22 protein-coding genes, 2 rRNA genes and 3 pseudogenes (1 of these 27 cut by a window edge) are annotated in these 24924 nt (G+C 59.1%); 16 read left to right on the top strand and 11 right to left on the bottom strand.

What is annotated here, in order from left to right:
- Both DY250_RS12910 and rrf read left to right on the top strand, forming a co-directional pair.
- Positions 1-2810: ribosomal RNA gene (locus DY250_RS12910) — 23S ribosomal RNA — on the top strand (it extends 49 nt beyond the left edge of the window).
- 100 nt (positions 2811-2910) lie between these two features.
- Positions 2911-3026, top strand: a 5S ribosomal RNA gene (gene rrf / locus DY250_RS12905).
- A gap of 138 nt (positions 3027-3164) precedes the next feature.
- Here the strand turns inward: rrf and DY250_RS12900 are convergent.
- Positions 3165-3578: pseudogene (locus tag DY250_RS12900) on the bottom strand (IS1595 family transposase); the annotation flags it as partial.
- A 543-nt stretch (positions 3579-4121) separates the two neighbouring features.
- On the opposite strand from DY250_RS12900, the pseudogene DY250_RS12890 reads away from it, so the two are divergent.
- Positions 4122-4919: pseudogene (locus DY250_RS12890) on the top strand (IS5 family transposase).
- Between the two features lie 50 nt (positions 4920-4969).
- On the opposite strand, the gene DY250_RS12885 reads toward DY250_RS12890, so the two are convergent.
- A complete protein-coding gene (locus DY250_RS12885; RefSeq protein ID WP_376799424.1) occupies positions 4970-5101 on the bottom strand; it encodes an IS1/IS1595 family N-terminal zinc-binding domain-containing protein in 132 nt (43 codons plus the stop codon).
- Between the two features lie 265 nt (positions 5102-5366).
- Between DY250_RS12885 and DY250_RS12875 the strand changes: the two genes are divergently transcribed.
- Positions 5367-6599 (top strand): aromatic amino acid transport family protein, encoded by a 1233-nt coding sequence (locus DY250_RS12875; protein WP_115612622.1) that lies wholly within the window; start codon positions 5367-5369, stop codon positions 6597-6599.
- Positions 6600-6659: 60 nt separating this feature from the next.
- On the opposite strand, the gene DY250_RS12870 is transcribed toward DY250_RS12875, so the two are convergent.
- Together DY250_RS12870 and brnQ are read right to left on the bottom strand one after the other, a co-directional pair.
- Positions 6660-7505 carry a D-amino-acid transaminase gene (locus tag DY250_RS12870; RefSeq protein ID WP_115612621.1) on the bottom strand — a complete coding sequence of 282 codons (846 nt, stop codon included), beginning with the start codon at positions 7503-7505 and terminating at the stop codon, positions 6660-6662.
- Positions 7502-8845: a branched-chain amino acid transport system II carrier protein gene (gene brnQ, locus DY250_RS12865; RefSeq protein WP_115612620.1), complete on the bottom strand. Its 1344-nt coding sequence runs from the start codon at positions 8843-8845 to the stop codon at positions 7502-7504. The genes DY250_RS12870 and brnQ overlap by 4 nt, the downstream gene beginning before the upstream one ends.
- 133 nt (positions 8846-8978) lie before the next feature.
- On the opposite strand from brnQ, the gene DY250_RS12860 reads away from it, so the two are divergent.
- The 3 genes from DY250_RS12860 to DY250_RS14805 all read left to right on the top strand — a co-directional run bounded on the left by DY250_RS12860 (position 8979) and on the right by DY250_RS14805 (position 10895).
- Positions 8979-9851: an aldose 1-epimerase family protein gene (locus tag DY250_RS12860; protein ID WP_115612619.1), complete on the top strand. Its 873-nt coding sequence runs from the start codon at positions 8979-8981 to the stop codon at positions 9849-9851.
- 259 nt (positions 9852-10110) lie between these two features.
- On the top strand, positions 10111-10779 hold the full coding sequence (locus DY250_RS12855; RefSeq protein ID WP_115612618.1) for a phosphoglycolate phosphatase: 669 nt from the start codon (positions 10111-10113) through the stop codon (positions 10777-10779).
- On the top strand, positions 10770-10895 hold the full coding sequence (locus DY250_RS14805; protein ID WP_281270393.1) for a hypothetical protein: 126 nt from the start codon (positions 10770-10772) through the stop codon (positions 10893-10895). Before DY250_RS12855 ends, DY250_RS14805 begins: the two co-directional genes overlap by 10 nt.
- 260 nt (positions 10896-11155) lie before the next feature.
- On the opposite strand, the gene dksA is transcribed toward DY250_RS14805, so the two are convergent.
- The 7 genes and pseudogenes from dksA to DY250_RS12820 all read right to left on the bottom strand — a co-directional run bounded on the left by dksA (position 11156) and on the right by DY250_RS12820 (position 17152).
- A complete protein-coding gene (gene dksA / locus DY250_RS12850; RefSeq protein ID WP_006984487.1) occupies positions 11156-11578 on the bottom strand; it encodes an RNA polymerase-binding protein DksA in 423 nt (140 codons plus the stop codon).
- Between the two features lie 119 nt (positions 11579-11697).
- Complete coding sequence (locus DY250_RS12845; protein WP_115612855.1) at positions 11698-13092, bottom strand: chloride channel protein; 1395 nt, start codon at positions 13090-13092, stop codon at positions 11698-11700.
- 161 nt (positions 13093-13253) lie between these two features.
- Positions 13254-13733, bottom strand: coding sequence for a hypothetical protein (locus DY250_RS12840; RefSeq protein WP_115612617.1), 480 nt, complete (start codon positions 13731-13733; stop codon positions 13254-13256).
- A 163-nt stretch (positions 13734-13896) separates the two neighbouring features.
- On the bottom strand, positions 13897-15357 hold the full coding sequence (locus DY250_RS12835; RefSeq protein WP_115612616.1) for a tetratricopeptide repeat protein: 1461 nt from the start codon (positions 15355-15357) through the stop codon (positions 13897-13899).
- Positions 15358-15378: 21 nt separating this feature from the next.
- A pseudogene (locus tag DY250_RS14985) lies at positions 15379-16103 on the bottom strand (homocysteine S-methyltransferase family protein).
- 90 nt (positions 16104-16193) lie between these two features.
- Positions 16194-16613: a DUF417 family protein gene (locus DY250_RS12825; protein WP_006984498.1), complete on the bottom strand. Its 420-nt coding sequence runs from the start codon at positions 16611-16613 to the stop codon at positions 16194-16196.
- Positions 16614-16795: 182 nt separating this feature from the next.
- Positions 16796-17152, bottom strand: a complete 357-nt coding sequence (locus tag DY250_RS12820) for a rhodanese-like domain-containing protein (RefSeq protein ID WP_115612615.1) — start codon at positions 17150-17152, stop codon at positions 16796-16798.
- A gap of 163 nt (positions 17153-17315) precedes the next feature.
- Here DY250_RS12820 and glyA point away from each other — a divergent pair, with 163 nt between their 5' ends.
- The 9 genes from glyA (at position 17316) to DY250_RS12775 (ending at position 24881) form a co-directional block, all read left to right on the top strand.
- Positions 17316-18569, top strand: a complete 1254-nt coding sequence (gene glyA, locus DY250_RS12815; protein WP_006984499.1) for a serine hydroxymethyltransferase — start codon at positions 17316-17318, stop codon at positions 18567-18569.
- A 12-nt stretch (positions 18570-18581) separates the two neighbouring features.
- Complete coding sequence (gene nrdR / locus DY250_RS12810; RefSeq protein ID WP_040388890.1) at positions 18582-19040, top strand: transcriptional regulator NrdR; 459 nt, start codon at positions 18582-18584, stop codon at positions 19038-19040.
- A gap of 5 nt (positions 19041-19045) precedes the next feature.
- Complete coding sequence (gene ribD, locus DY250_RS12805; protein ID WP_115612614.1) at positions 19046-20146, top strand: bifunctional diaminohydroxyphosphoribosylaminopyrimidine deaminase/5-amino-6-(5-phosphoribosylamino)uracil reductase RibD; 1101 nt, start codon at positions 19046-19048, stop codon at positions 20144-20146.
- Positions 20128-20766, top strand: a complete 639-nt coding sequence (locus DY250_RS12800; protein ID WP_115612613.1) for a riboflavin synthase — start codon at positions 20128-20130, stop codon at positions 20764-20766. Before ribD ends, DY250_RS12800 begins: the two co-directional genes overlap by 19 nt.
- A 1-nt stretch (position 20767) precedes the next feature.
- Complete coding sequence (gene ribBA, locus DY250_RS12795; RefSeq protein WP_115612612.1) at positions 20768-21871, top strand: bifunctional 3,4-dihydroxy-2-butanone-4-phosphate synthase/GTP cyclohydrolase II; 1104 nt, start codon at positions 20768-20770, stop codon at positions 21869-21871.
- A 69-nt stretch (positions 21872-21940) separates the two neighbouring features.
- Positions 21941-22420 (top strand): 6,7-dimethyl-8-ribityllumazine synthase, encoded by a 480-nt coding sequence (gene ribH, locus DY250_RS12790; RefSeq protein ID WP_115612611.1) that lies wholly within the window; start codon positions 21941-21943, stop codon positions 22418-22420.
- A 195-nt stretch (positions 22421-22615) separates the two neighbouring features.
- Positions 22616-23341 carry a GNAT family N-acetyltransferase gene (locus DY250_RS12785; protein WP_115612610.1) on the top strand — a complete coding sequence of 242 codons (726 nt, stop codon included), beginning with the start codon at positions 22616-22618 and terminating at the stop codon, positions 23339-23341.
- Entirely contained in the window at positions 23323-24378 is a 1056-nt protein-coding gene (nusB, locus tag DY250_RS14400) for a transcription antitermination factor NusB (protein ID WP_218565603.1), read from the top strand. Before DY250_RS12785 ends, nusB begins: the two co-directional genes overlap by 19 nt.
- Positions 24375-24881, top strand: coding sequence for an alpha/beta fold hydrolase (locus DY250_RS12775; protein WP_115612609.1), 507 nt, complete (start codon positions 24375-24377; stop codon positions 24879-24881). The genes nusB and DY250_RS12775 overlap by 4 nt, the downstream gene beginning before the upstream one ends.
- The last annotated feature ends 43 nt before the right edge of the window (positions 24882-24924 follow it).

Genomic DNA, 24924 nt, shown 5'->3' with positions numbered 1-24924 from the left:
AGAAGGACGTGGTAATCTGCGAAAAGCCCCGGGAAGCTGATAACAAGCTGTGATCCGGGGATCTCCGAATGGGGCAACCCGACCTTAGGGTCATTCATGACTGAATACATAGGTTATGAAAGCGAACCGGGAGAACTGAAACATCTAAGTACCCCGAGGAAAAGAAATCAACCGAGATTCCGCAAGTAGCGGCGAGCGAACGCGGATTAGCCCAATTAAGTTGCGCATGAGTTAGCAGAACACTCTGGAAAGGGTGGCCATAGAAGGTGATAGCCCGGTATGCGAAAGCCATGCGTAATGAATCGAGTAGGGCGGGACACGTGAAATCCTGTCTGAATATGGGGGGACCATCCTCCAAGGCTAAATACTCGTTGTCGACCGATAGTGAACCAGTACCGTGAGGGAAAGGCGAAAAGAACCCTGGTGAAGGGAGTGAAATAGAACCTGAAACCGTGTGCATACAAGCAGTCAGAGCCGGAGAAGACCGGTGATGGCGTACCTTTTGTATAATGGGTCAGCGAGTTACATTTAGTGGCGAGGTTAACCGGATAGGGGAGCCGTAGCGAAAGCGAGTCTTAATAGGGCGAATAGTCGCTGGATGTAGACCCGAAACCGGGCGATCTATCCATGGGCAGGTTGAAGGTTGAGTAACATCAACTGGAGGACCGAACCCACGCATGTTGAAAAATGCGGGGATGACCTGTGGATAGGAGTGAAAGGCTAAACAAGCTCGGAGATAGCTGGTTCTCCCCGAAAACTATTGAGGTAGTGCCTTGTAGATTGACTCACGGGGGTAGAGCACTGTTTCGGCTAGGGGGTCATACCGACTTACCAACCCGATGCAAACTCCGAATACCGTGAAGTATTACTACAGGAGACACACGGCGGGTGCTAACGTCCGTCGTGAAAAGGGAAACAACCCAGACCGCCAGCTAAGGTCCCTAAATGACAGTTAAGTGGGAAACGAAGTGGGAAGGCTTAGACAGCTAGGAGGTTGGCTTAGAAGCAGCCATCCTTTAAAGAAAGCGTAATAGCTCACTAGTCGAGTCGTCCTGCGCGGAAGATTTACCGGGGCTAAACTGTCTACCGAAGCTGCGGATTTGCATGCAAATGCAAGTGGTAGGGGAGCGTTGTGTAAGCTGATGAAGGTGTGTTGAGAAGCATGCTGGAGGTATCACAAGTGCGAATGCTGACATGAGTAACGATAATGCGGGTGAAAAACCCGCACACCGAAAACCCAAGGTTTCCTGCGCAACGCTAATCGGCGCAGGGTGAGTCGGCCCCTAAGGTGAGGCGGAAACGCGTAGCTGATGGGAAACAGGTTAATATTCCTGTACTGATCATAATTGCGATGGGGGGACGGAGAAAGCTAGGCCAGCACACTGTTGGATGTGTGTTTAAGCGCGTAGGTTGAAAACTTAGGCAAATCCGGGTTTTTAAGACTGAAACGTGATGACGAGTTTCTACGGAAACGAAGTGGTTGATGCTCTGCTTCCAGGAAAAGCCTCTAAGCTTCAGATTATGATTAACCGTACCCCAAACCGACACAGGTGGGTAGGAAGAGAATTCCAAGGTGCTTGAGAGAACTCGGGTAAAGGAACTCGGCAAAATGATACCGTAACTTCGGGAGAAGGTATGCCTCTGATGGTGAATAGCTGTTGGAGGCCGCAGAGAATAGGCCGCTGCGACTGTTTAACAAAAACACAGCACTCTGCAAACACGCAAGTGGACGTATAGGGTGTGACGCCTGCCCGGTGCCGGAAGGTTAATTGATGGGGTGCAAGCTCTTGATCGAAGCCCCGGTAAACGGCGGCCGTAACTATAACGGTCCTAAGGTAGCGAAATTCCTTGTCGGGTAAGTTCCGACCTGCACGAATGGCGTAACGATGGCGGCGCTGTCTCTACCCGAGACTCAGTGAAGTTGAAATCGCTGTGAAGATGCAGTGTACCCGCGGCAAGACGGAAAGACCCCGTGAACCTTCACTATAGCTTGACACTGAACATTGAAACAAGTTGCATAGGATAGGTGGGAGGCTAAGAAGCAGAGACTCTGGTTTCTGTGGAGCCATCCTTGAAATACCACCCTGCTTGTTTTGATGTTCTAACGCTAACCCGTGATCCGGGTTGCAGACAGTGTCTGGTGGATAGTTTGACTGGGGCGGTCTCCTCCCAAAGAGTAACGGAGGAGTGCGAAGGTGGGCTCGGTGCGGTCGGAAATCGCACCAAGAGTGCAAAGGCAGAAGCCCGCTTAACTGCGAGACATACAAGTCGAGCAGATACGAAAGTAGGTCTTAGTGATCCGGTGGTTCTGAATGGAAGGGCCATCGCTCAACGGATAAAAGGTACTCCGGGGATAACAGGCTGATTCCTCCCAAGAGTCCATATCGACGGAGGAGTTTGGCACCTCGATGTCGGCTCATCACATCCTGGGGCTGTAGCAGGTCCCAAGGGTATGGCTGTTCGCCATTTAAAGTGGTACGCGAGCTGGGTTCAGAACGTCGTGAGACAGTTCGGTCCCTATCTGCCGTGGGCGTTGGAGATTTGAGGGAAGCTGTTCTTAGTACGAGAGGACCGGAATGGACGAACCTCTGGTGTACCGGTTGTCACGCCAGTGGCACAGCCGGGTAGCTATGTTCGGAAGGGATAACCGCTGAAAGCATCTAAGCGGGAAGCCCCTCCCAAGATAAGATCTCCCTGAGACTGTAAGTCTCCTAAAGATCCGTTGTAGACTACGACGTTGATAGGCTCCATGTGGAAGTGTAGTAATATATGCAGCTAAGGAGTACTAATTGATCGTGAGACTTGATCATACAACGCTCAAGTTATTTTTAGTGCTCAATAAGTTTTAGATGATGGCTCTCTTAATTTAGATAAGAGAGAACGGTTTAATAATTGAATGTAACCGGTTTTCCTGACGGTCATAGAGCTGTGGTACCACCTGAACCCATGCCGAACTCAGAAGTGAAACGCAGTATCGCCGATGGTAGTGTGGGGTTTCCCCATGTTAGAGTAGGACACTGTCAGGGTCTTATCAAGCCTCCGTATCTAATGCGGAGGCTTTCTTTATTTAGTGATGTCTCTAAATATTGGGTAAAGGAAGTGTTATAATCGAATCGCTAATAAAGAGTAACGAGAGTAAAGAACCAAAACAGCAGGGCATTTTTGTCATAACTGCTCAGGCTGTCTGTATAAACAATACTGTCAGGCATGATTTTCTTCTTGATAACAGGTAGTAAGCTTTCAGATTTGGCATTATCTACCACAACTGTATAGACCCGTCCGTTGCGTTTCAGAATGCCGAAGACAACAACTTTTCCTGCCGCACCGCGACCACGTCTGCCCTTGCGACGTCCGCCGAAATAGCTTTCGTCCAATTCGACAGAACCATCAAAAACTTCATCGGCAGCCAAGGTCAAACGATGGCTGATAACCATACGAATTTTGCGGTAGAACAGGACTGCTGAATTGGGATGGATACCCAAAATATCGGCGGCGAAACGTGCAGTAACTTCTAGCACAAAAAAACGGAGTAGTTCTTTCTGTACTTTTTTCTTTAATTTGCAGTGTGTTATCTTCATTTTCGGAGGGTAACATATCTGCTAATCAAGTACAGCCCCCTTCCTGGGCATTCCGGCGCAAATGTGCCAGTTTCACCAGATCAAAATCATCATGTACCACCTGAGCAGAAAGCCCAGTGGCGCAGGCGCTGCGGGTCCTATCGCTGACCCTGACGGATACCACTCAGGCGGCGTTCGAGGAGGCCCTCAAGGGCTGGTAGGAGCAGTACGTAGCTTTCCTGAACGAACGCAGTGTGAACGGGAAAACAGGCCACTCACACTACACGCATAAGCGCCTGCGCGCTGCGTACAACAGCCTGAAACGGCATCTGCCATGGTTGTTTCCTGCGAGCGTTTTCCCAACCTGGGTATCCCAAATACGACCAATTTGCTGGAAGGGAAATTCAACAAAATGAAGCAGCTTTTGCGGTGTCATCGGGGCTTGAAAAAGGAGAGTAAATTTCGGTTTATAAAAGATTATTTCGCAAAGGATCCGTCCTGAAAACACCTATTTTATCCATTAGAACGTGTTCATAGTCTCCGTCTCTGCTGTAAACTATCGGTATGAACAGAAAAACCTACCCAAGCGATATAAGTCGCACGCAATTTGCCCCCCCTTCTCCCTCTTTTGGAAAGTGCCCGTAAACGCACAGCACCGTGCAAAGTGGATCTGTACGATGTCTTTTGTGCCATTCTCTACCTCCTACGCAGCGGTTGTGCCTGGCGTGCCTTACCGGGCGATTTTCCCAAATGGCGCACCGTTCATTCCTACTTCCAGAGATGGAGCGAGCCCCGCGAAAACGGTATCAGCCTCCTTGAGGAAGCGTTAAAAAAATCAGGTGGTTGCGGAGTGCCGCAAGCAGGGACGTAATGAAGCAACCACTTTCCTGATTATTGATGCGCAGAGTGTGAAGAACACGGATACCGCCATGGAAAAAGGCTACGATGCCGGCAAGAAAGTGAGCGGTATCAAGCGGCATATAGCGGTTGACATGCAGGGTTTGCCGCATGCCCTTGCGGTGACGACGGCGGATGTTACGGATAGAAAAGGCTGCCTGCTGGCATTGGAACGTGACAGGGATAATCTTGGTGCGATACAAAAAGTCCTTGCTGACGGTGGTTACATACACGGGTAAGGCATTTGCTTCGTCGGTACAGGAGTTGATGGGTGCGGAGGTAGAGATTGCCAAACGAAACGAATTGCACCGTTTTGCGGTATTGCCGAAGCGATGGGTAGTAGGGCGCAGTTTTTCCTGGTTGGAAAAGAACAGGCGGCTTTGGAAAAACTGCGAGCGTACGTTGAGTACCAGTTTGCAAATGGTCGTTTTGGCTTTCTTGGGAGTCCTGCTACGAAGATTATGAACACGTTTTGAGTGGCATCCGGGATAAGTCAAATTGTGGTCGCCAACAAATTAGCGATTGCAGTTTCTGCAAAGATAATTTTGTTTACCGTCGTGCTTAGTACCATTTTTCTTTATATTCTGCCCGTGGCAACGGGGGCAACAGAGTGTTGATTGTATTTTCACAGAGACAAAATAACGCATCTGCCCGTTGCCTTTTTAGTTCCTGTTTACCGACATTCCTGTCAGCATACTTTTCAGGACACCACCTGAAATCCTAACCGCCGCCGGCAGCTGGTAGGCGAGCGAGAAGCCGCTAAAACCCTCTCGCTTTTGGCGAGGGTTTCCTGTCTGGCCGGGTGCATCGATACCGCCGGATTGTCCTCCGGATGGGGAGGGGCCCCGCTGCTTGACAGTCCCCAACCCTTCGCCAACAATCCCTTGCCTCACCCGCCAATAAGGAAACCCCATGAACAAAACCCTCGGTACCACCCTGCTCGTCTCCGGTACCATGATCGGGGCAGGAATGCTGGCCATGCCGCTTACCTCAGCCGGCATCGGCTTTACTTTCACCGCCGTTCTGCTGCTGATTCTGTGGGCACTACTCACGTACAGCGCATTGCTGTTCGTCGAGGTGTATCAGACCGCCGACAGCGACGCCGGCATCGGCACCCTCGCCGCGCTGTATTACGGTAATGCCGGGCGGGTTATCGCCACTACGGTGATGTTTGTCTTCCTCTATGCGCTGCTTTCCGCCTACATCAGCGGCGGCGGTGAAATCCTGATGAAAGCCGCTGAGCGGACGGGGCTTGCACCTGATACCGGTCTGAACGGGCAAACGACCCTGAAGCTTTACATCGGCCTCTTTACCCTCGTCTTCGGCGCCTTCATCGTCATTAGCGCCAAAGCGGTGGATGGTGGCAACCGCTTTTTCTTTTTTATTATGCTCGCCGCGCTGTTGCTTGTTATCACCGTCATGCTGCCGCAGGCCTCGCTGCACAATCTCACCGCCATGCCGCTTAACAATGCGTTGCTGCTCTCTGCCGCGCCGATTTTTTTCACGTCTTTCGGCTTCCACGGTTCTATTCCTTCGCTGAATAAATACCTCGCCGGTAATGTACGTGCGCTGCGTTTTGCCATCATCTGCGGCTCGCTCCTCACCCTTGGCGTTTATGCGCTGTGGCAGCTTGCTACCCATGGTGTCCTCAGCCAAAGCCAGTTCACGCAAATTCTCAAGGAAAACCCGACGCTTTACGGCCTGATTGAAGCGACCCGCGTCATCACCGGCAGCAATATCATCGCCGGCACGGTCGAACTTTTTTCGGCACTGGCGCTGATTACCTCTTTCCTTGGCGTGGCGCTGGGGCTGTATGACTGTATTGACGACATGCTGCGCAAGGGCATGAAGCTCAATCCCGGCCGCGCTATCCTCGGCACCGCCACGTTCCTGCCGCCGATTCTCTTCGCCTGGTTCTACCCCAATTTCATCGCTGCCCTCAGTTACGCCGGGCAGATGTTCGCCTTCTATGCAGTCGTGCTGCCAGTGGGTCTCGTCTGGAAGGCGCGCCGCCGCTATCCGCATCTGCCCTACCGCGTGCCGGGTGGCGATGTTGCCCTTATCCTGGCACTTGTCCTCGGCATCGCCGCCGCCGTTATTCCCTTTTATGTCAAGGCCGGTTACCTGCCGCCGGTAGTCGGTTGATCCTGCGTCGTCATGGCATAAAAAACCCCGCCTGAGCGGGGTTTTTTATGGGTGCGGAAATCATCCCCGCAGGCGCGCAATATAGCCTTCACGCAGGGCGCGGGTGAATTTGCCCGGTTTGCCGTCGCCGATTTTCACGCCGTCAATCTCCACCACTGGCAGCACAAAGGAACCGGCAGCGCTCATCAGCGCTTCATCCGCTACTTTGGCCTCTTCAATCGTAAACGGGCGTTCGTCCAGTACCAAGCCGCAGTCCTGCAACAGGGTAAAGAGCGCCTGACGGGTGATGCCGTTCAAGATGTCATGCGTTGCCGGGCGCGTCGTCAGCGTGTTGCCCTTGATAATCCACACATTATTTGAGCTGCCTTCGGTGACGAAACCGTCCGGCGCGACCATCCACGCATCATCAAAACCTGCCGCCTTCGCCGCCATCTTCGCCAGCGATTGCGCCAGCAGTTGCGTCGTCTTGATGTCGCGCCGTCCCCAGCGGATATCTGGGTGCGCTATGACCCGCAGCCCTTTCTGCGCAGCGGGTACGTCAATAATCGCTTTTTCCTGGGTGAAAAGCACCAGGGTTGGCCGCATGGCCGGGTCGTAAACAAAATCACGGTCGGCGCTACCGCGCGTCACCTGCATATAGACGACCCCTTCACGCAGATGATTTTCGGCAATCAGCCGCTCTTCCACCGCGACCAGCTCGGCCAGCGGCAGCGGCAGTGGCATCGCCAACTCGCCGAGGCTGCGTTCCAGGCGGCGCAAATGGCCGTCGTTATCGACCAGCTTACTGTCCACCACAGCGCTTACCTCATAGACCGCGTCCGCCATCAAGAAGCCGCGATCAAAAATCGAGACCGTCGCAGCCTCTTCCGGCAGGAATTGTCCGTTTACATACACCACTCTACTCATAACTTGTTTACCTCACGTTGCTTGGAAGAACCGCCAAAGCGGCGCAGCATAATACCGGCCACGAACGCAATCGCAGCGGGCACCACCCAGCCGAGCTGAATCTCAAAAAGCGGCAGCCAGCGGCTAATAGTCCCGACTGTCTCCGGCGAAAAACCCACCGCCTGCCGCGCGGCATCGAGCAGCCCTGCAGCGGTGGTCGCGGCGATCGTCAGCACATAAACACGACGGCTGCCGCCGAAAAGCGGATGCAGGAAAGTGAGCAGCACCAGCACGATGGTCAGCGGATAAAGCAGCATCAAGACCGGCAGCGACAGCTTGATGATGCCGTTTAAACCATAATTGGCGAAAACGCAGGCAATCACTGCAAACAGCACCGCAAGGCCGCGATAAGGCAACTGCGGCATTAGACGGTTGAAATACTCAGCGCAGGCGCAAATCAGGCCGACCGATGTGGTGAGACAGGCGAGGAAAACAATCACCGCCAAGAGCCCCTTGCCGGCACCGCCGAAATAAAAATGCGCCGTCTGCGCCAGCACCGCTGCGCCGTTTTTCTGCAAACCGATGCCGGCGACGCTGCTCGCACCAAGATAAGCGATGAAGATATACACCAGCGCGAGGCAACACACCGCCAGCAGCCCGGAAAACGCCACCATGCGTAGCACCTGCCGCCGCCCGTGCACACCAAAGCCTTGCACCGCTTCCAGCACAATCACGGCAAAAATCGGCGAGACGATACCGTCCATTGTGTTATAGCCGTCAATCATGCCCGTCGTTGCCGGATGCAGCACATACGCATCATGTGCCGCCTGCAACGCGCCACTGGGAAACAGTGCCGCTGCGCCGACCAGAATCGCGATACAAAACAGCAGTAAAGGCGTCAGTACCTTACCAATGCGGCTGACCAGTTTCCCCGGCGACAGCGCCAGCCAGCAACTGAGCGCAAAGAAAAACAGCGAAAAGAGCGCGAGCGGCCTTGCCTGTGGCGTCCCGGGCGGCATGAATGGCACCACGCCGATTTCAAACGACACCGTGGCCGTGCGCGGCATGGCGAAAAGCGGGCCGATGGTCAAATAGAGCAGTAGCGTGAACAGCAGCCCGTAAGCGGGCGAAACACGCGCGGCCAGCGACTGCGCATCACGCACCCCGGCATAGCCGACAGAAATAATGCCGAGCAGCGGCAGGCCAACCCCGGTCAGGAGAAAGCCGAACATGGCGGCAAAGACGTGTTCCCCCGCCTGCTGCCCCAACATCGCCGGAAAAATCAGATTTCCGGCGCCGAAAAACAGCGCGAACAACATCAACCCTGTCGCCCAAAACGCCGATTTATCAAAAGAACGCATAAAAACCTCGAAACAAGCGCTATCGCGCGATGAAGCGGGATATTAACAAAAAAAAATCCCGACCAGTCCCACCAATTCCCAATACACCACGCAAACACTATACTTCGCGCCAACGCAATACCGGGAGATTCCCATGTACCGACTGGAAAACGAACACCTCGCCATTACCGTCTCAAACCACGGCGCCGAGCTGCAATCCCTCGTCAGCGGCGGGCGCGAATACCTCTGGCAGGGCGATGCGCGCTACTGGAAACGCCGCGCGCCCATCCTCTTTCCCATCGTCGGCAAACTGAAAAACGGCGAATACCGCTATCGCGGCCACAGCTACACCCTGCCGCAGCACGGCTTCGCACGCGACCGTGACTTCAGCCTGCTTGACCACGACGAACACCGCATCAGCTTCCGCCTCGAAGACGACGGCGAAAGCGCCGAACACTACCCCTTCGCCTTCACCCTCGACCTCAGCTATACCCTGCGGGGCGACGCCCTGCGCGTCGGCTGGCAGGTGCACAACCCGGCTGAACAAGAAGACCTGCTCTTCTCCATCGGCGGCCACCCCGCCTTTGCCCTGCCGCTGACCGACGGCGAAACCTTTGCCGACCACCACATCCAGATAGAAAGCGCCAATTTCTCCCGCCTCGGCTGGCGCGACGGCCTGCTTGACCTCACCCCGCATCCCGGCGAACGCCACCTCGCGCTTGACTACGCCGCTTTTGCCAATGACGCCCTTATCTACCATACCCCGGCAGCGACCACCATCCGCCTGCACGGCACGCGTCCCACCCCCGCTCTCAACATCAGCTATCCCGACCTGCCCTACCTCGGTATCTGGACCCCGGCGGACAAAGAAGCCCCCTTTATCTGCATCGAACCCTGGGCGGGGGTGATGGACTGCGCCGACTACGATGGCGAACTCGAACACAAACTGGGCATCATCCGCCTCGCCCCGCAAAGCAACTGGCAGCGCCATTACGACATCCAGATACAGCACGCGGATACGCCGTAACCACCGGCTCCTGCATTTACAAAAAATCTTCCCCCGCTTGCGGGCGGCTAAGCCCCTCTAACCACCACTGTCTGTCGAATGAAAACCCTGACGTAGCACGCGCCGTCCCCTGCCGCCTGCGCAGCAAGATAAAGGCAGGGGTGAGGGCAAACAGCGGGACCGCAGATAATTATGATGACAGAGGGTTAGCCAAGCATGACAGCACCGCCGCTTGCGGGGGAGAAGCGCCAGTAACACCATAAACCCAGCGGAGAACACCATGACCATCCACGCCCTTGCCTTTGATCTTGACGGCACCCTCTGCGACACCCTACCCGACCTTGCCGCCGCTGCCAATGCCACCCGCGTTGCCAGTGGGCTTGCCCCGCTACCCACCTCCCGCATTGAAAGCTACGTCGGCGACGGTATCCCGCGCCTCGTGCACCGCCTCCTGCTTGAGGCGCGCGAGGGCGACGCCCCTGCTGCGCAGCACGCCGCCGCCTACCAATACTTCACCGACTACTACCGCGATCACCTCTGCGTGGCAAGCCGCCTCTACGATGGCGTCGCCACGACCCTTGCCGCCCTGCGCGCACGCAAGCTGCCGCTCGCCGTCATCACCAACAAAAACGAAGCCCTCGCCCGCCGCCTCCTCGCCGACCTCCATGTCGCCGAACACTTCACCCTCATCTACGGCGGCGACACCCTGCCCGAAAAAAAACCCGCACCGCTGCCGCTTATCACCGCTGCCGAAGCACTCGGTGTCGCCCCGGCGCAGATGCTCATGGTCGGTGATTCCGCTAACGACATCCTTGCCGGTAAAGCGGCAGGCTGCCCCGTTGCTGCCGTTACCTATGGCTACGCCGACATCCGCCGCTTGCACGACAATCCAGCGACCCGCGCCGATTACCTCATCGACCAGTTCGCGCAACTGCTTGAATGCATCTGAAACAGCAAAACCGCGTAACTATCCCGCTTGGCGGCATCTCCCAGCAAACCGGCAATACCCGGACAGAGGGTCTCGCTTGCTTCAATGACAACGGCGGCCTCGTCCGGCGGACATGACGCTTAACACGGATGTCCCCATCCATCCTTCTGATTCCTCCCGCATGGGGAGGAACTCTTTTGTCGCGTACGAAGGATACATCTCCACCCTAACGTTCTCGCGCTGAAACGCGGGTTTAGCGAGCCCCGTAAGCGGGGGAGATGATTTTGAGGGTGATGAAAGGCTTCCGCTCATCAGGCTGTAGAGAACCGTGGCAAAACGGCAGCGAGTGGGCACAAAAAAGCCCACAGCAGCAGCGGGCTTTGGCGATAAGCGGTGATTAACGCGCTTCGTGGAAGTTGCGTTCCTGCCGCTCGGCGATTTCTTTGCAGTCAATGCACAGTTCGGCGGTGGGGCGGGCTTCCAGGCGGCGCAGGCCGATTTCTTCGCCGCAGCGTTCGCACCAGCCGAATTCTTTGCGGGCGATGCGTTCCAGGGCGTTGTCGATTTTGCGCAGCAGTTTGCGTTCGCGGTCGCGGGTACGCAGTTCCAAGGAAAATTCTTCTTCCTGTGTGGCGCGGTCGTTGAGGTCAGCGGTGGGGGAGCGGTCGTCACGCAGGTGTTCTTTGGTGCGGTCGCTGTCGGAAAGAATATCTGCCTTCCAGTCTTCAAGTATCTGGGTGAAATAAGCCAACTGGGCATCGCTCATGTATTCTTCGTTCTTGGCGGGGGTATAGTGGGTTTTAGCCTTGTATTCTTTCATGTTTTTTACCATCCGTTGTGGGCCAGGGAAATTGGCGGCGCATGGTAGCGAAGCGGTCTGGTGTTGTAAATGTTTTTCTCCCGGCCTGCCGGGCGGCCTTTATCCTGTCATCGCGGTACTCATCCGCCGCTGTGATGCTGGGGACGAGCGAGGCGGGCATTGTCCGCATCGGCCAGCATTCGCTCCCGCCAGCGGGCGGCGGAATAGTGGTAGAACGGCTTGGGCTGGATTTGTTGTGACAGCCATGAGGCAATGAGGCTCGCCATCAGCAGCCAGATTAACAGCGGCTGGCTGCCGGTCATTTCCATGACCACCACGCTGGCGGTCACGGGTGATTGTGTCGCGGCGGCGAGAAAAGCGGCGGTGCAGAGCAGGGCGATAAGACCCTGTTCGACGGTGCCGTCGGAAAGTGCCCACAGGCCGCTGCCGATCCCCGCGCCGGTACTGAGTGCGGGGGTGAAGATGCCGCCCGGGATACCGGTCCAATAGGTGATGACGGTCGCCCCCAGTTTGGCCGGCCCCGTGCCGACGGGTTCGAGGGCGATACCGTTCAGGGCATTGGCGACGGTGTGGTAGCCGGTACCATAGGTCTGGCCGTGGCTGTATGTGCCGAGGGCTGCGAGCAGCAGGCCGAGGGCGAAGGCGACCGTGAGCGGGTGGCGGCGTAGCGGTGCACGCAGCAGGGCGGGGACGTAACCCGTCAGTCCTTTGGCGAGCAGGCGGGCGAAGATACCGCCTGCGACGCCGCAGGCCAGGCCGCAGATGATGATCCAGGTCAGGGGCGCGCTGCCCGTGCCGTTGTAACGCGGGAAGTAGGGGTTGTTGCCCTTGATGGCAACGAGGATGAAGCCGGCGGCAAGCACGCCGAGGAGCACGCGCCGCTGCCATTGCAGGTGCAGGCCGCGTCCCAGTTCTTCGATGGCGAAGATGATGCCGGCAAGCGGTGCGTTGAAGGCGGCAGCGAGACCACCTGCCGCGCCGGTCGCCATCAGTTCGTTAGCGCTGAAACCGCCGAAGGCGAGGCGGTGGCGGCGGCAGTAGGCGCCCCAGGCGAGCATCACCGCCGCGCCAACCTGCACCGATGGCCCTTCGCGGCCGACGGAGGCGCCGATGAACATGGCGAGGAAGGTGAGCGGGATTTTCCACAGCGTCTGCCGCAACGCTACCAGCCGTCCTTTATCCATGCTGTACGGCAGGCTGATGGCGGCGATGACTTGCGGGATGCCGCTACCGGCGACGTAGGGCGCGTGTTTGCGGGTGAGATGCACCAGGGCGACGAGGCCGAGCGGCAGCACGAGCCACGGCAGGAGCGGCCAGTGGCCTGCCCACCAGGCATTAGCTTCCAGTGCCCAGTCGGCGAGGGTGGCGAAGGTAAGCGAGGCCAGCGCAACCAGCACTGCCCCGATGAGCAGGCAGGTAAATTCCAGGCTTTTGCGCGAGATGCGCGAGGATTGGCGCAGTTTGCGGTGCAGGTAATAGCGCAGGCGGGTGCGGCGGTTGGCGGGAACGGGCATGGGGTTGGTGGGATGGTGGTGACGGGGCGCATTATAGGCGGACGGGGAGCGGCATTCGGTATCCTGCCGCCAGGCGGGTAACTTGGCGCGGTATGACTGCGGCTTGGCAAAGGCAGGCATAAAAAACCGCCGTTGGTCAGACGGCGGTTTGGGGTGCCGGATTAGCGGCGGCAGCGGGTGAGGTCGTGGCTTTCGCGGTCCTCGAGAATGAGCTGTTGCGCGTTCAGGAAGATGATGTTGGAGGCTACGGTTTGCTGCGGTTTGCTGTTGACGTCGCGGGCGATGCTTTCTGCCGCCGGGCGCAGCACCGCTTCGGTTTTGGCCGCAGTAGTCAGGCGTGGCTTGATGCTTTCAATCAGGATGGTGTCGTCGCGGCGCTGCCAGTTGCCGTCTGAGGCGTAGATGAAGTGCAGGCGGGCAGGCGGTGCGTCTTTGCTGTGGATGCGCACTTCGAGGGTGCCTTCGCCATGCAGGGTGCCGTCTTCTTTGTGCTGCCAGCGGGTGTTGTCGATAAACACCAGGTAGTTGTTACCGTATTGCTGGTAGCTGATGGTCTGGCACTGCCAGTCACCGCTGATCGGGACGAGGGCGGCGGCAAAGGGGGCGTGAGCGAGGAGGAATGCGGCGAGGAGTCGCTTCATGAAGGGGCCTTTGTTATTTTTAACGGATGGTAATTATACCCGCTTCCCTGGTTCTTTGCGGTGGTTTTGCCACCCCATTCCGCCACAGTGCTACACATTGTTCACAGTGAGCGAGGCAATGTCTGTGGAAAGGGGCGGCGGTGCAGGGAAGCGGCTACCAGTTTCAGCTCAGGGCTTGCAGTGCCTCCTGCGCAGCGGCAAAGCCTTGCGCCGCTGCTTTTTCGAACCAGCTTTTCGCAATGTCAGGGTCTAGCGTCACACCGAGGCCTTCGCGGTAGAGGATGCCGAGGTTGGTCTGCGCTTCGGGGTCGCCGCCGGCGGCGGATTGTTCCCAGTAGGTCCGGGCTTTGCCGTAGTCCTGGTTGACATCGATGCCGCGCGCGTAGCGGATGCCGAGGGCATTTTGCGCACCGCTGTGGCCTGCGCCGGCGGCTTTCTCCAGCCAGAGCAGGGCGGTGGCGGGTTGCGGCGGCAGGTCGAGTTCTTCGCTGTGGCCGTAGAGGATGCCGAGGCCGTATTGGGCGACGACGTGTCCGCGCAGAGCGGCTTTTTCAAACCATTCGCAGGCTTTTTTGCTGTCTTTGTTCACGCCTTCGCCTTGCAGGTAGCAGATGGCGAGGTGGTTTTGCGCGTTGGCATTGTCTTGTTCGGCGGCGGTTTTCCACCATTGGTAGGCCTGGGCAAAATCCTGGGTGACGCCGAGACCGTCGTGGTAGAGCTGGGCGAGGCCGTTTTGGGCGGCGGTATCGCCCTGGGCGGCAGCCTGTTTCCAGTAGTCGTAGGCTTTTTTGTAGTCCTGCGCGACGCCTTCGCCTTCGGCGTAGATGATGCCAAGATTGCGCAGGGCGTCGCTGTCGCCCTGGGCGGCTGCTTTTTCAAACCAGGTGCGCGCTTTATCGAGGTTTTGTTCGCCACCTTCGCCGTTGTAGTAGTAGAGGGCGAGGATGCTTTGTGCTTCGGCATTGCCGCGTTCAGCCGCCTGGGTGTACCAGTCGCGTGCTTTGGCGTGGTCTTGCGCGACGCCGAGGCCGCCGCTATAGAGCCGGCCTAGCAGGTTTTGCGCGGCGGCGTTGCCTTGCGCGGCGGCTTGTTCGCACCATTCGCGTGTGGCGGTGTAGTCCTGCGCGATGCCGAGGCCGCCGAAGTAGAGGAGGCCGAGCTGATATTGTGCTTCCGCATCGTGTTGGGCGGCGGCTTTTTCCCACCACTGCCGCGCTTTCTCGTAGTCCTGCGCGACGCCGTCGCCGATGGCGTAGTGGCTGCCGAGCAAGGTTTGTGCGGCGGCATAGCCCTGGGCGGCGGCTTTTTCTTGCCATTCACAGGCAGTTGCGCTGTTTTTTGCTACGCCCTGTCCGCGCAGGTAGAGGTTGCCGAGTTGGTGCTGTGCTTCGGCATCTCCCTGGGCGGCGGCTTTTTCCAGCCAGACGCGGGCGTTATCGTAGGCGGTAGCGACAAGGTAGGCATCGCCCAATTCGCGTTGGGCGCTCGCGTCGCCGGTTTTGGCTAGGCCTTCCAGCAGGCGGCGCACGGTGACATCGTCGTTTTGTGTGCGGGCCTGTTCAATCTGGCGGCGGATGGCGCCCGGTTCGTCGCTGCGGCCAAAGAGTTTGCTGAAGATGCTCATGGTTTTTTCCTTATGTTGCGGTTACTTGGGGAGGGTTTCGCTGTCGCACCAGGTGGCGAGGGCAGCAATATGTTCGGGGCCGATGCTGCAACAACCACCGATGATATCGGCTCCGGCGGCACGCCAGGTTTGGGCAAGGGTGAGGTAGGCGGCGGGGCTGAGGTCAATGACGGTGGCAACAGCGTCGGCGATGCTTTCACCACTGTGCAGGCGTGGCGGTTTGGCAGGGTGCTCGTCGTCGAGGGTGAAGGTGGCCTAGAAGGGGTGATCGCGTGGCGCCAACGCATGCAGGGTACGGACTTCGGCGGTGCTGCTTTGGGTTTCGGCCAGCCACAGGTCGGCATAGGGAGCCTGCCCGTCAACAAGCGGGCGGGCGATAGCCGGGGCCTGCGCGGCGTCAAACAGGTCGGGGCGGCAGGCGCCAAATGGTGGTGGCAGTGAGGCGGTGACACGCAGTTTTTTGCCGCTGTCCCTGACAGCCTGCTGCGCCAGTTCTCCGGCGAGGCGGCGAGTTTGTCGTCCTGGGTGCGGAAATCGTCTTCGCCGAGATGGAAGGGTACGAGGGCGTAGCTGTTGGTGGTGATGATGTCGGTGCCAGCCTCGATGTAGGCACGATGCATGTCGGCAACGGCAGACGGCCGCTGCATCAGCGCGAGCACTGACCATTGCGGCTGGACAAAGGGTGCGCCCCGGCGCAGCAGTTCGCGGCCCGTGCCGCCGTCGTGGATGAGAAGGGGGTGTGGCATCGGGATTCCTTTCGGTGGTGTTCGGTATCTTTATTATAAAGGCGGCAATAAAAAACGGCGGTTGCCCGCCGTTTTTTCAAGGAAAAACCGCTAGTCTGGCATGGCTTTATTCAAATCGTATTTCAGTAGGACAAATCCTGCGCCCAGTAAGACAGCATCCTTGACGAGGAAGCTTTTCAGGCCGTACTGCGGGATAAGGCTCAAGGTGGTCACGCCTATGGCAATGGTCACCAGATCACCAATGATGCCGGCTTTGGGTTTGAAAAATCCGGCGATTAGAGCGATATAGCCGATACTTTCCACAATACCCAACAAATAACTCGCGCCGTGAAAGCCAAAAATATCGTACAAAAAACTTAACCATGTACCGGAAATCAGCGGTTTTAACGCCTCTACTTCAAACTCGAACCATTTGTAGTTGCCGAACAGGGCAATGATGAAGATGACTGATATTCTCAGCAGCACCATATCAATATCGGAATAACGGAATTTATCAATCAGCGCTTTCATTGTTCACCTCATGTCTGGATGGTAAAAACATAATGTCATATAGCTGCCTGCTTTATGACGTTTTGCAGTATATGAAATGGTAGGCTGGTGAACCAGCAGGAACTGTCGCATTTCCCTGTGCCGTTGTCGCAGGCAGAAGAGCGGCGGGTTTTCCTGCCGCTCTTCTTGCCGTCAATCAGTCATTACTGCACCGCTTTGCTGTCCGCTTCGGCTTTGTCCGTCTGTGCTTTGGCAACATGGGCCTGCGCGTCGGCAAGGGTGCCGAGGTTGGTGACTTTTTTGTAGCCGAGGCTGGCAAGCGTTTCCCGGGCGGCTTCGGCGCGGCGGCCGCTGCGGCAATACACGTAAATGTCGGCATCTTTGTCAGCAGTCACTGCGCTGATTTTCGCCGCCACGTCTTCCATCGGGATGTTGATGGCACCGTCGGCATGGGCCTCGGTGTATTCCTCTGGACTGCGTACGTCAATCAGGTGGGTTTCCGCCCAGACGTTGAGGGCAGGCGCGGCAAAGAGGGCAGCGAGGAGGGCTTTTTTGAGCATGGTCGGGATCTCCGTTCTGGTTGGTAAGGACGGTGAGTGTAGGGGGAGGAAATGCCGCAAACAAGCGGGATTTGTCGCATTTTTCCGCGCCCGCGTCGCGTGTTGCCCTTGTTTCCTTGAGGCAGTACCATAGGCCGCCTTCCCTATTCGTAATATTTTTATCATGTTTAATAAAGAAATGACCATCACGGGCTTTGATGACGAGCTGGCAGCTGCGATTGCTGCCGAAGCCCTGCGGCAGGAAACGCATATCGAGCTGATTGCTTCGGAGAACTATGCCAGTCCGCGCGTGATGGAAGCCCAGGGCTCTTGCCTGACCAACAAGTATGCCGAGGGTTACCCGGGCAAACGTTATTATGGCGGTTGCGAGCATGTTGATGTCATTGAAACGCTTGCCATTGAGCGCGCCAAGACGCTCTTCGGCGCGGATTATGCCAATGTGCAGCCACATTCCGGCTCGCAGGCAAACGCCGCCGTTTTTCTCGCCCTGCTTAACGCGGGTGACACGGTACTCGGCATGGATCTCGGCCACGGCGGCCACCTGACACACGGTTCACCGGTCAGCTTTTCCGGCAGGCTGTACAACGCCATTCACTACGGGCTTGACCTGAAAACCGGCCTGATTGATTACGACGCGATGCAGCGTATGGCCACGGAACACAAGCCGAAGATGATCATTGCCGGTTTTTCTGCGTATTCGCAGATTCTTGATTTCCAACGTTTCCGCGAGATTGCCGACAGCGTCGGTGCCTACCTGCTGGTCGATATGGCGCATGTCGCCGGGCTGGTCGCAGCGGGGCTGTATCCCAATCCGGTACCGATTGCTGATGTTGTTACCTCCACCACGCACAAAACCTTGCGCGGCCCGCGTGGCGGCCTCATCCTCGCCCGCGCCAATGAAGAGCTGGAGAAGAAGCTCAATTCCGCCATATTCCCCGGCGTGCAGGGCGGCCCGCTGATGCAGAACATCGCCGCGAAAGCGGTCACCTTCCTCGAAGCGCTGGATCCGTCTTTCACCAAATATCAGGAACAGGTGCTGGATAACGCCAAGGCGATGGCCAAAGTCTTCCTTGCACGCGGCTACGACATCGTCTCGGGCGGCACCAAGAACCACCTGATGCTGCTCAACCTCGTCAGCAAAAACATCACAGGCCGCGCCGCCGACGCCGCCTTGTCGCGCGCGCATATCACTGTCAACAAAAACGCCGTGCCGGACGACCCGCAATCCCCCTTCGTCACCAGCGGCATCCGCATCGGTACGCCTGCCATCACCACGCGCGGCTTCAAGCAGGGCGAAGCGAAGCAGGTCGCTACCTGGATTTGCGACATCCTGGATGACATTGACAACGAAGAAACCATCCTCGCCGTGCGTGAAAAAGTTGGCCGCCTCTGTGCCGAATTTCCGGTGTACGCCTGACGGGGACACGCCTTGCACTGCCCTATCTGCCGCCAGCCCGACACCCGCGTCATTGATTCGCGCCTCATCGCCGACGGCAGCAAAATCCGCCGCCGGCGTGAATGCATCAACCCCGACTGCGCCACCCGCTTCACCACCTACGAAGCGGCAGAAATCTCGTTGCCGATGGTGATCAAGCAGAACGGCGAGCGGCAGGCCTTCTCGGCAGAAAAACTGCGTAACGGCCTCTTGCGCGCCATCGAAAAACGTCCGGTCAGCGTTGATAAAATCAACCGCCTTATTGACGACATCGAAAACCGCCTGCGCATTGACGGCGAGCGGGAAATCCCCTCGCGCCGCCTCGGCGACTGGGTCATGCAGGGGCTGAAAACCATTGACCACGTCGCTTACATCCGCTTCGCCTCGGTGTACCTCAGCTTTCAGGACGTCGAAGCCTTCATCAACACCATCGCCGAACTGCGGCAAGACTAGCCGTCATGCACGACGATACCTACTGGATGCGGCGCGCGCTTGACCTCGCGCGGCGCGGTCTCTACACCACCGCTCCCAACCCGCGCGTCGGCTGCGTCCTTGTCAAAGACGACGTTGCCGTCGGCGAAGGCTGGCACCAATACGCGGGCGAACCCCACGCCGAAGCACACGCCCTGCGCGCAGCGGGGGATGCCGCCGGTGGCGCCACCGCCTACATCACCCTCGAACCCTGCGCCCATCATGGCCGCACCCCGCCCTGCGCCGACGCGCTCATCGCCGCCGGTATCGCCCGCGCCGTCGTCGCCTGCCGCGACCCCAACCCGCTTGTTGCCGGACAAGGCATCGCCCGCCTGCGCGCCGCCGGTATCGCCGTCAGCGAAAACGTGTGCCAGGCCGAAGCCACCGCCCTCAATCGCGGCTTCTTCCGCCGCATCAGCACAGGCCGCCCCTTCGTCACCCTGAAACTCGCCGCCTCGCTTGATGGCCGCACCGCGCTGGCAAACGGCGACAGCCAATGGATTACCGGCGCAGCAGCGCGGCTTGACGCCCACCAGCACCGCCTCGCTGCCGACGCCATCATCGCTGGCACCGGCAGCATCATCGCCGACAATGCCCGCCTTAGCGCACGCTACCCTACCGACCTGCCCAGCCGCCAGCCGCTGCGCGTCATCATCGACAGCCGCCTGCAAACCCTGCCTGATGCCGCCGTCTTCAACGAACCCACGCCCATCCTCATCGCCTGCGGGGAAACCGCGCCAGCCCCCGCCTACCCCGCTCATGCCGAACTGCTGCGCCTGCCGCTTGCTGACGGCCACATCCCGCTTGCCGCCCTGCTCGACGAACTGGGGCGACGCGGCATCAACAACGCCCTCGTCGAAGCCGGAGCAGGGCTGGCGGGCGCCTTCCTGCGCGCGCAACTGGCCGATGAAATCCTCTACTACCTCGCGCCCTGCCTGCTCGGGCCGGACGCCCGCCCGCTGGCCGCGCTGCCGCCGCTTACAAACCTGTCTGCTAAAATGCAGTACACCATCACCGATACCACCCCGCTAGGCCCTGACCTGCGCCTCACCCTCACCCCGGAAAACCCATGTTCACAGGCATCATAGAAACCACTGGCACCCTGCGCGCCTGCGACACCCACGGCGACGACAGCACCCTCACCATTGCCTCCCAGGCATTCGATTTCGCCCGCTGCGCCCTGGGCGACAGCATCGCCGTGAACGGCGTCTGCCTCACCGCTACCGCCCTCGGCGCGGACTGGTTCAGCGCCGACGTCTCCGCCGAAACCCTGCGCCTCACCACCCTCGGCGACCTCAACCCTGGTGCAGCCGTCAACCTCGAACGCGCCCTGACACTCGCCACCCCGCTTGGTGGCCACCTCGTCAGCGGCCACGTGGACGGTGTCGGCGAACTCATTGACCGCGTCCCCGAAGCGCGCAGCGAGCGCCTCACCATCGCAGCACCCCGCGCGCTGATGCGCTACATCGCGGCAAAAGGCTCCATCACCGTTGACGGTATCAGCCTCACCGTCAACGGTGTGGACGGCGACACCTTCCACGTCAACATCGTGCCGCATACCCAGGCGCGCACCACCCTCGCCGGCTTGCGCTCCGGCGCGCGCGTCAACCTCGAAGCCGACCTCATCGCCCGCTACCTCGAACGCCTGCTGCAGGCTCCGCAAGAAAGCGGCCTCACCCTCGACACCCTACGCCAACACGGATACTGAAATGCCCCTGAACAGCACCCAAGAAATCATCGATGACCTGCGCGCCGGCAAAATGGTCATCCTCATGGACGACGAAGACCGCGAAAACGAAGGCGACCTCATCATGGCCGCCGAACACATCACCCCCGAAGCCATCAACTTCATGACCAAATACGGGCGCGGCCTCGTCTGCCTCACCATCACCCAGGCGCGCAACGACCAGCTCAACCTCTGGCCGCAATCGCGGCACAACACCTCGCCGTACCACACCGCCTTCACCGTCTCGATCGAAGCCGCCGAAGGCGTGACCACCGGTATCAGCGCTGCCGACCGCGCCCGCACCATCCGTGCCGCGACCGCCAAAAACGCCCGCCCCGAAGACCTCGTCCAGCCCGGGCACATCTTCCCCATCGTCGCGCGCGAAGGCGGCGTCCTCGTCCGCGCCGGCCACACCGAAGCCAGCACCGACCTCGCCCGCCTCGCCGGCCTCGAACCCGCCGCCGTCATCGTCGAAATCCTCAAAGAAGATGGCTCGATGGCGCGCCGCCCCGAACTCGAAACCTTCGCTGCCGAGCACGGCCTCAAAATCGGCACCATCGCCGACCTCATTGCCTACCGCCTGGAACGCGAACAAACCATCGCCCGCATCGCCCAATGCGAACTGCCGACCGAATACGGCACCTTCACCCTGACCGCCTACCAGAACATCTACGACAATGACCGCCTGCACTACGCCCTGAGCAAAGGCAAAATCCAGGCGGCGCGCCCGACCTTCGTCCGCGTCCACGTGCAGAACACCCTCGGCGACCTCTTCCACGCCCGCCTCAGCGAACGCACCCACAGCCTGCAAAGCGCGCTGCAACGCCTCGCACAAGAACCGGACGGCATCATCATCGTCCTTGACGAAGCGCAGAATAACAACGACATATTGAGCCGCATGGTCGCCTTCACCCACAACAACCCGCCGCCGAAACGCCCGCAAGAACAAGACCTGCGTACCTACGGCATCGGCGCACAAATCCTCATTGACCAGGGCGTCGGCAAAATGCGCCTGCTCTCGGCACCGTACAAACTCACCGGCATCTCCGGCTACCAGCTCGAAGTGAGCGAATACCTCAGCGAATAAAGCCGGGAAGCCGCCAGGCGGGACAACCACGCGGATTTCACCCCTTAACAAACCCACAAGGAAAACACCATGACCTCCAACGACGTCAACCGCCTCGAAGGCGACTACATCCTCGACAGCGCGCGCTACGCCATCATCTGCTCGCGCTTCAACGACTTCATCGTCAACAAACTCGAAGCCGGCGCCATCGACGCCCTGAAACGCCACGGCACCGAACTCACCAACATTGACGTCGCCTACGTCCCCGGCGCGCTCGAACTCGGCATCGCTGCGCAACGCCTCGCCGCGACCGGCCGCTACGACGCCATCATCGCCCTCGGTGCCGTCATCAAAGGTGCGACCGCACACTTCGACATCGTTATCGGCGAAAGCGCCAAAGCCTTGAGCAGTGTCGCCCTCAAACACGACATCCCCGTCATCAACGGCGTCCTCACCACCAGCAACATCGAACAGGCCGTCGAACGCGCCGGCACCAAAGCGGGCAACAAAGGCGCCGAAGCGGCACTGGTTGCCATCGAAATGGTCAGCTTGCTGCGCCAAATCGGCTAAACCGCGCTCACCCCGCCTGGCGAGCCCGGTAACGACCTCGCTTGGCGGCTGCCCGAACCGCAGGTGGGCATTAGCCCTCCACACCACAGACCCCATCACGCGGTTGCCCCGCTAGATTCCACCACAACCCCGATCTTTTACACGCCCCCGCACACCAAACGCGTCGCTGCCAACCCGTACCCCATCGACAGAACCATGCCCACCAACCAACATCACCCACCCATCGGCGACGCCCTGCCCGGTTATACCCCCGGCGCACGTCCGGCCATCACCACCCTGCATGGCCGCTACTGCCGCCTCGAAAAACTCGATCCCGCCTGTCACGGCGACGACCTTTACACCGTCTATGGCCCTGCCGCGCCGCCGGCGAACTTCACCTACCTCAGCATTGACCCCGCGCCTGACCGCGTCGCGCATGATGCCCACATGCAGCGCATGGCCGCATCCAATGACCCCTACCACCTCGCCATCTGCGACGCCACGAGCGGTACCGCGCTGGGCACCCTGGCGTTGATGCGCATCGACCCGGCCAACCGCGTCATCGAAGTGGGCTGGGTCTGCTATGGCGACGCCCTCAAACGCTCCCGCCTTGCCACCGAAGCGCAATACCTGCTGATGCGCTACGTCTTTGACGAACTGCACTACCGCCGCTACGAATGGAAATGCGACAGTCTGAACGCGCCCAGCCGTCGCGCCGCCGAGCGCCTCGGCTTCACCTACGAAGGCACCTTCCGCCAGGCCGTCGTTTACAAAGGCCGCAATCGCGACACCGCCTGGTATTCGCTGCTCGATAACGAATGGCCGGCACAACGCGCCCGCTTCGAGCGCTGGCTTGAGCCGGCCAACTTTGACGCTGCCGGACGCCAGCACACCCCACTCCAATCCCCCAACCCGAGACAACCATGCACATCCGCCAACTGACCCTCGCCGACCTCGACCAACTGCAAAGCATCAGCCGCACCACCTTCCACGAAACCTTCGCCGCCGACAACAGTGAAGCCGACATGGCGCACTACCTCGAACACAACCTCTCGGCCTCCCGCCTCGCGCAAGAACTCGTGAACCCCGAAAGCCGCTTCTACTTTGCCGAAGACGACGACGGCAACGCCCTCGGCTACCTCAAAACCAACACCGGTGCGGCACAAAGCGAGCCGCAAAACCCGCAGGCGCTGGAAATCGAGCGCATCTACGTCCTCAGCGCCCACCACGGCCGGGGCGTCGGTGCCGCACTCTATCGGCAGGCGCGTCATGATGCCGAACAACAGGGTGCCCCCTACCTCTGGCTCGGTGTGTGGGAACACAACCGCAGCGCCTTGCAGTTCTACCAGAAACACGGCTTCACCGCCTTTGCCAGCCACACCTTCACCCTCGGCAGCGACGCGCAGACCGACATCCTGATGAAACTCGACCTTGTCCCCAGCGCTGACAGTGCCTTTCATGCCGCTGACGATGCCGCCCCCGCTTCCGTCCCCGCAGCCGATAGCGTTGCGCCTGCCGCTGACGATGCCGCCCCCGTCGCTCCGGGCAAAACGCCCAACCTGCGCCGCCGTGCCATCGAACAACGCAGCCGCGCCCGCCGCTTACTCCTGCAAACCCTCTACCAATGGCAAATCACCGGCGACCCGCCCCATCACGTACGCATGAACCGCATGGAAGACCCGAAAGCGCGCGAAATCGACGAAGACTACTTCGCCGCCGCATACACCTACATCACCACACACCGCGAAGAGCTTGGCAACCGCCTTGCCACCGTGAACAACCGCAAAGTCTCGCTGCTTGACCCCGTCGAGCGGGCGATTCTCTGGATTGGCGCCTACGAAATTGACGAGCGTCCGGACATCCACCCGACCGTGACCATCAACGAAGCCGTCGAACTCGCCAAACAATTCGGCGCCGCCGACAGCTACAAATACATCAACGCCACCCTCGACAAACTCGGCAAACAGCGCAAATCGTGAAAATCATCCTCTCGCACGGTCGCGGCGGTACCCCGCATAACAAAGAAATCTACCACCTTGCCCGCACCGGCAAGGCGCACGGCTACACCTGCGAAACCGTGGACGACCGAGACAGCGAAGACCCGGAAGAACGTGCCGCGCGCCTCACCGCCCGTGTTGCCGCCGAGCCGGAAATCGTGCTCCTCGCAGGTTTCAGCATGGGCGGCTACACCTCGATGCTGGCCGCTGCCGCCCATCCCGACAAAGTCAAAGGACTCTTCCTTATCGCCCCTGCCCTCTACTGCCTGCGTTACCGCGTGCAACACTACCCGCGCATCAGCCCGACCACCATCGTGCACGGCTGGCACGACGACGTCATCCTCTACGAACACTCGCTGCGCTACGCCCGCGACCACGACGCCACCCTGCATCTCATCAAGGCCGGGCACTTCTTCTACGCGCCGCACGAACTCGCCCAGCTCCGCCACACCTTCAGCGGCTTTCTCAGCCAATTCGCTGCATAGGCGGCGTTGCTATAATCCCGCCCAACCCCCATCCGAGCGAACC

It is taken from the genome of Cardiobacterium valvarum, from assembly GCF_900460955.1.
GTDB classification, from domain to species: domain Bacteria; phylum Pseudomonadota; class Gammaproteobacteria; order Cardiobacteriales; family Cardiobacteriaceae; genus Cardiobacterium; species Cardiobacterium valvarum.
Note: the sequence above shows the minus strand (reverse complement) of the source record. Positions and strands in the feature narration are given on the sequence as shown.

What these genes read in the sequence shown, in the direction of transcription:
- nusB (WP_218565603.1), top strand. Translation starts at nt 23,323, where the DNA reads ATGCACATCCGCCAACTGACCCTCGCCGACCTCGACCAACTGCAAAGC.
- DY250_RS12800 (WP_115612613.1), top strand. Translation starts at nt 20,128, where the DNA reads ATGTTCACAGGCATCATAGAAACCACTGGCACCCTGCGCGCCTGCGAC.
- ribH (WP_115612611.1), top strand. Translation starts at nt 21,941, where the DNA reads ATGACCTCCAACGACGTCAACCGCCTCGAAGGCGACTACATCCTCGAC.
- DY250_RS12885 (WP_376799424.1), bottom strand. Translation starts at nt 5,101, where the DNA reads ATGCGTTATTTTGTCTCTGTGAAAATACAATCAACACTCTGTTGCCCC.
- DY250_RS12855 (WP_115612618.1), top strand. Translation starts at nt 10,111, where the DNA reads ATGACCATCCACGCCCTTGCCTTTGATCTTGACGGCACCCTCTGCGAC.
- DY250_RS14805 (WP_281270393.1), top strand. Translation starts at nt 10,770, where the DNA reads ATGCATCTGAAACAGCAAAACCGCGTAACTATCCCGCTTGGCGGCATC.
- DY250_RS12875 (WP_115612622.1), top strand. Translation starts at nt 5,367, where the DNA reads ATGAACAAAACCCTCGGTACCACCCTGCTCGTCTCCGGTACCATGATC.
- dksA (WP_006984487.1), bottom strand. Translation starts at nt 11,578, where the DNA reads ATGAAAGAATACAAGGCTAAAACCCACTATACCCCCGCCAAGAACGAA.
- DY250_RS12860 (WP_115612619.1), top strand. Translation starts at nt 8,979, where the DNA reads ATGTACCGACTGGAAAACGAACACCTCGCCATTACCGTCTCAAACCAC.
- DY250_RS12870 (WP_115612621.1), bottom strand. Translation starts at nt 7,505, where the DNA reads ATGAGTAGAGTGGTGTATGTAAACGGACAATTCCTGCCGGAAGAGGCT.
- DY250_RS12825 (WP_006984498.1), bottom strand. Translation starts at nt 16,613, where the DNA reads ATGAAAGCGCTGATTGATAAATTCCGTTATTCCGATATTGATATGGTG.
- DY250_RS12820 (WP_115612615.1), bottom strand. Translation starts at nt 17,152, where the DNA reads ATGCTCAAAAAAGCCCTCCTCGCTGCCCTCTTTGCCGCGCCTGCCCTC.
- glyA (WP_006984499.1), top strand. Translation starts at nt 17,316, where the DNA reads ATGTTTAATAAAGAAATGACCATCACGGGCTTTGATGACGAGCTGGCA.
- ribD (WP_115612614.1), top strand. Translation starts at nt 19,046, where the DNA reads ATGCACGACGATACCTACTGGATGCGGCGCGCGCTTGACCTCGCGCGG.
- DY250_RS12835 (WP_115612616.1), bottom strand. Translation starts at nt 15,357, where the DNA reads ATGAGCATCTTCAGCAAACTCTTTGGCCGCAGCGACGAACCGGGCGCC.
- DY250_RS12840 (WP_115612617.1), bottom strand. Translation starts at nt 13,733, where the DNA reads ATGAAGCGACTCCTCGCCGCATTCCTCCTCGCTCACGCCCCCTTTGCC.
- ribBA (WP_115612612.1), top strand. Translation starts at nt 20,768, where the DNA reads ATGCCCCTGAACAGCACCCAAGAAATCATCGATGACCTGCGCGCCGGC.
- DY250_RS12845 (WP_115612855.1), bottom strand. Translation starts at nt 13,092, where the DNA reads ATGCCCGTTCCCGCCAACCGCCGCACCCGCCTGCGCTATTACCTGCAC.
- DY250_RS12785 (WP_115612610.1), top strand. Translation starts at nt 22,616, where the DNA reads ATGCCCACCAACCAACATCACCCACCCATCGGCGACGCCCTGCCCGGT.
- brnQ (WP_115612620.1), bottom strand. Translation starts at nt 8,845, where the DNA reads ATGCGTTCTTTTGATAAATCGGCGTTTTGGGCGACAGGGTTGATGTTG.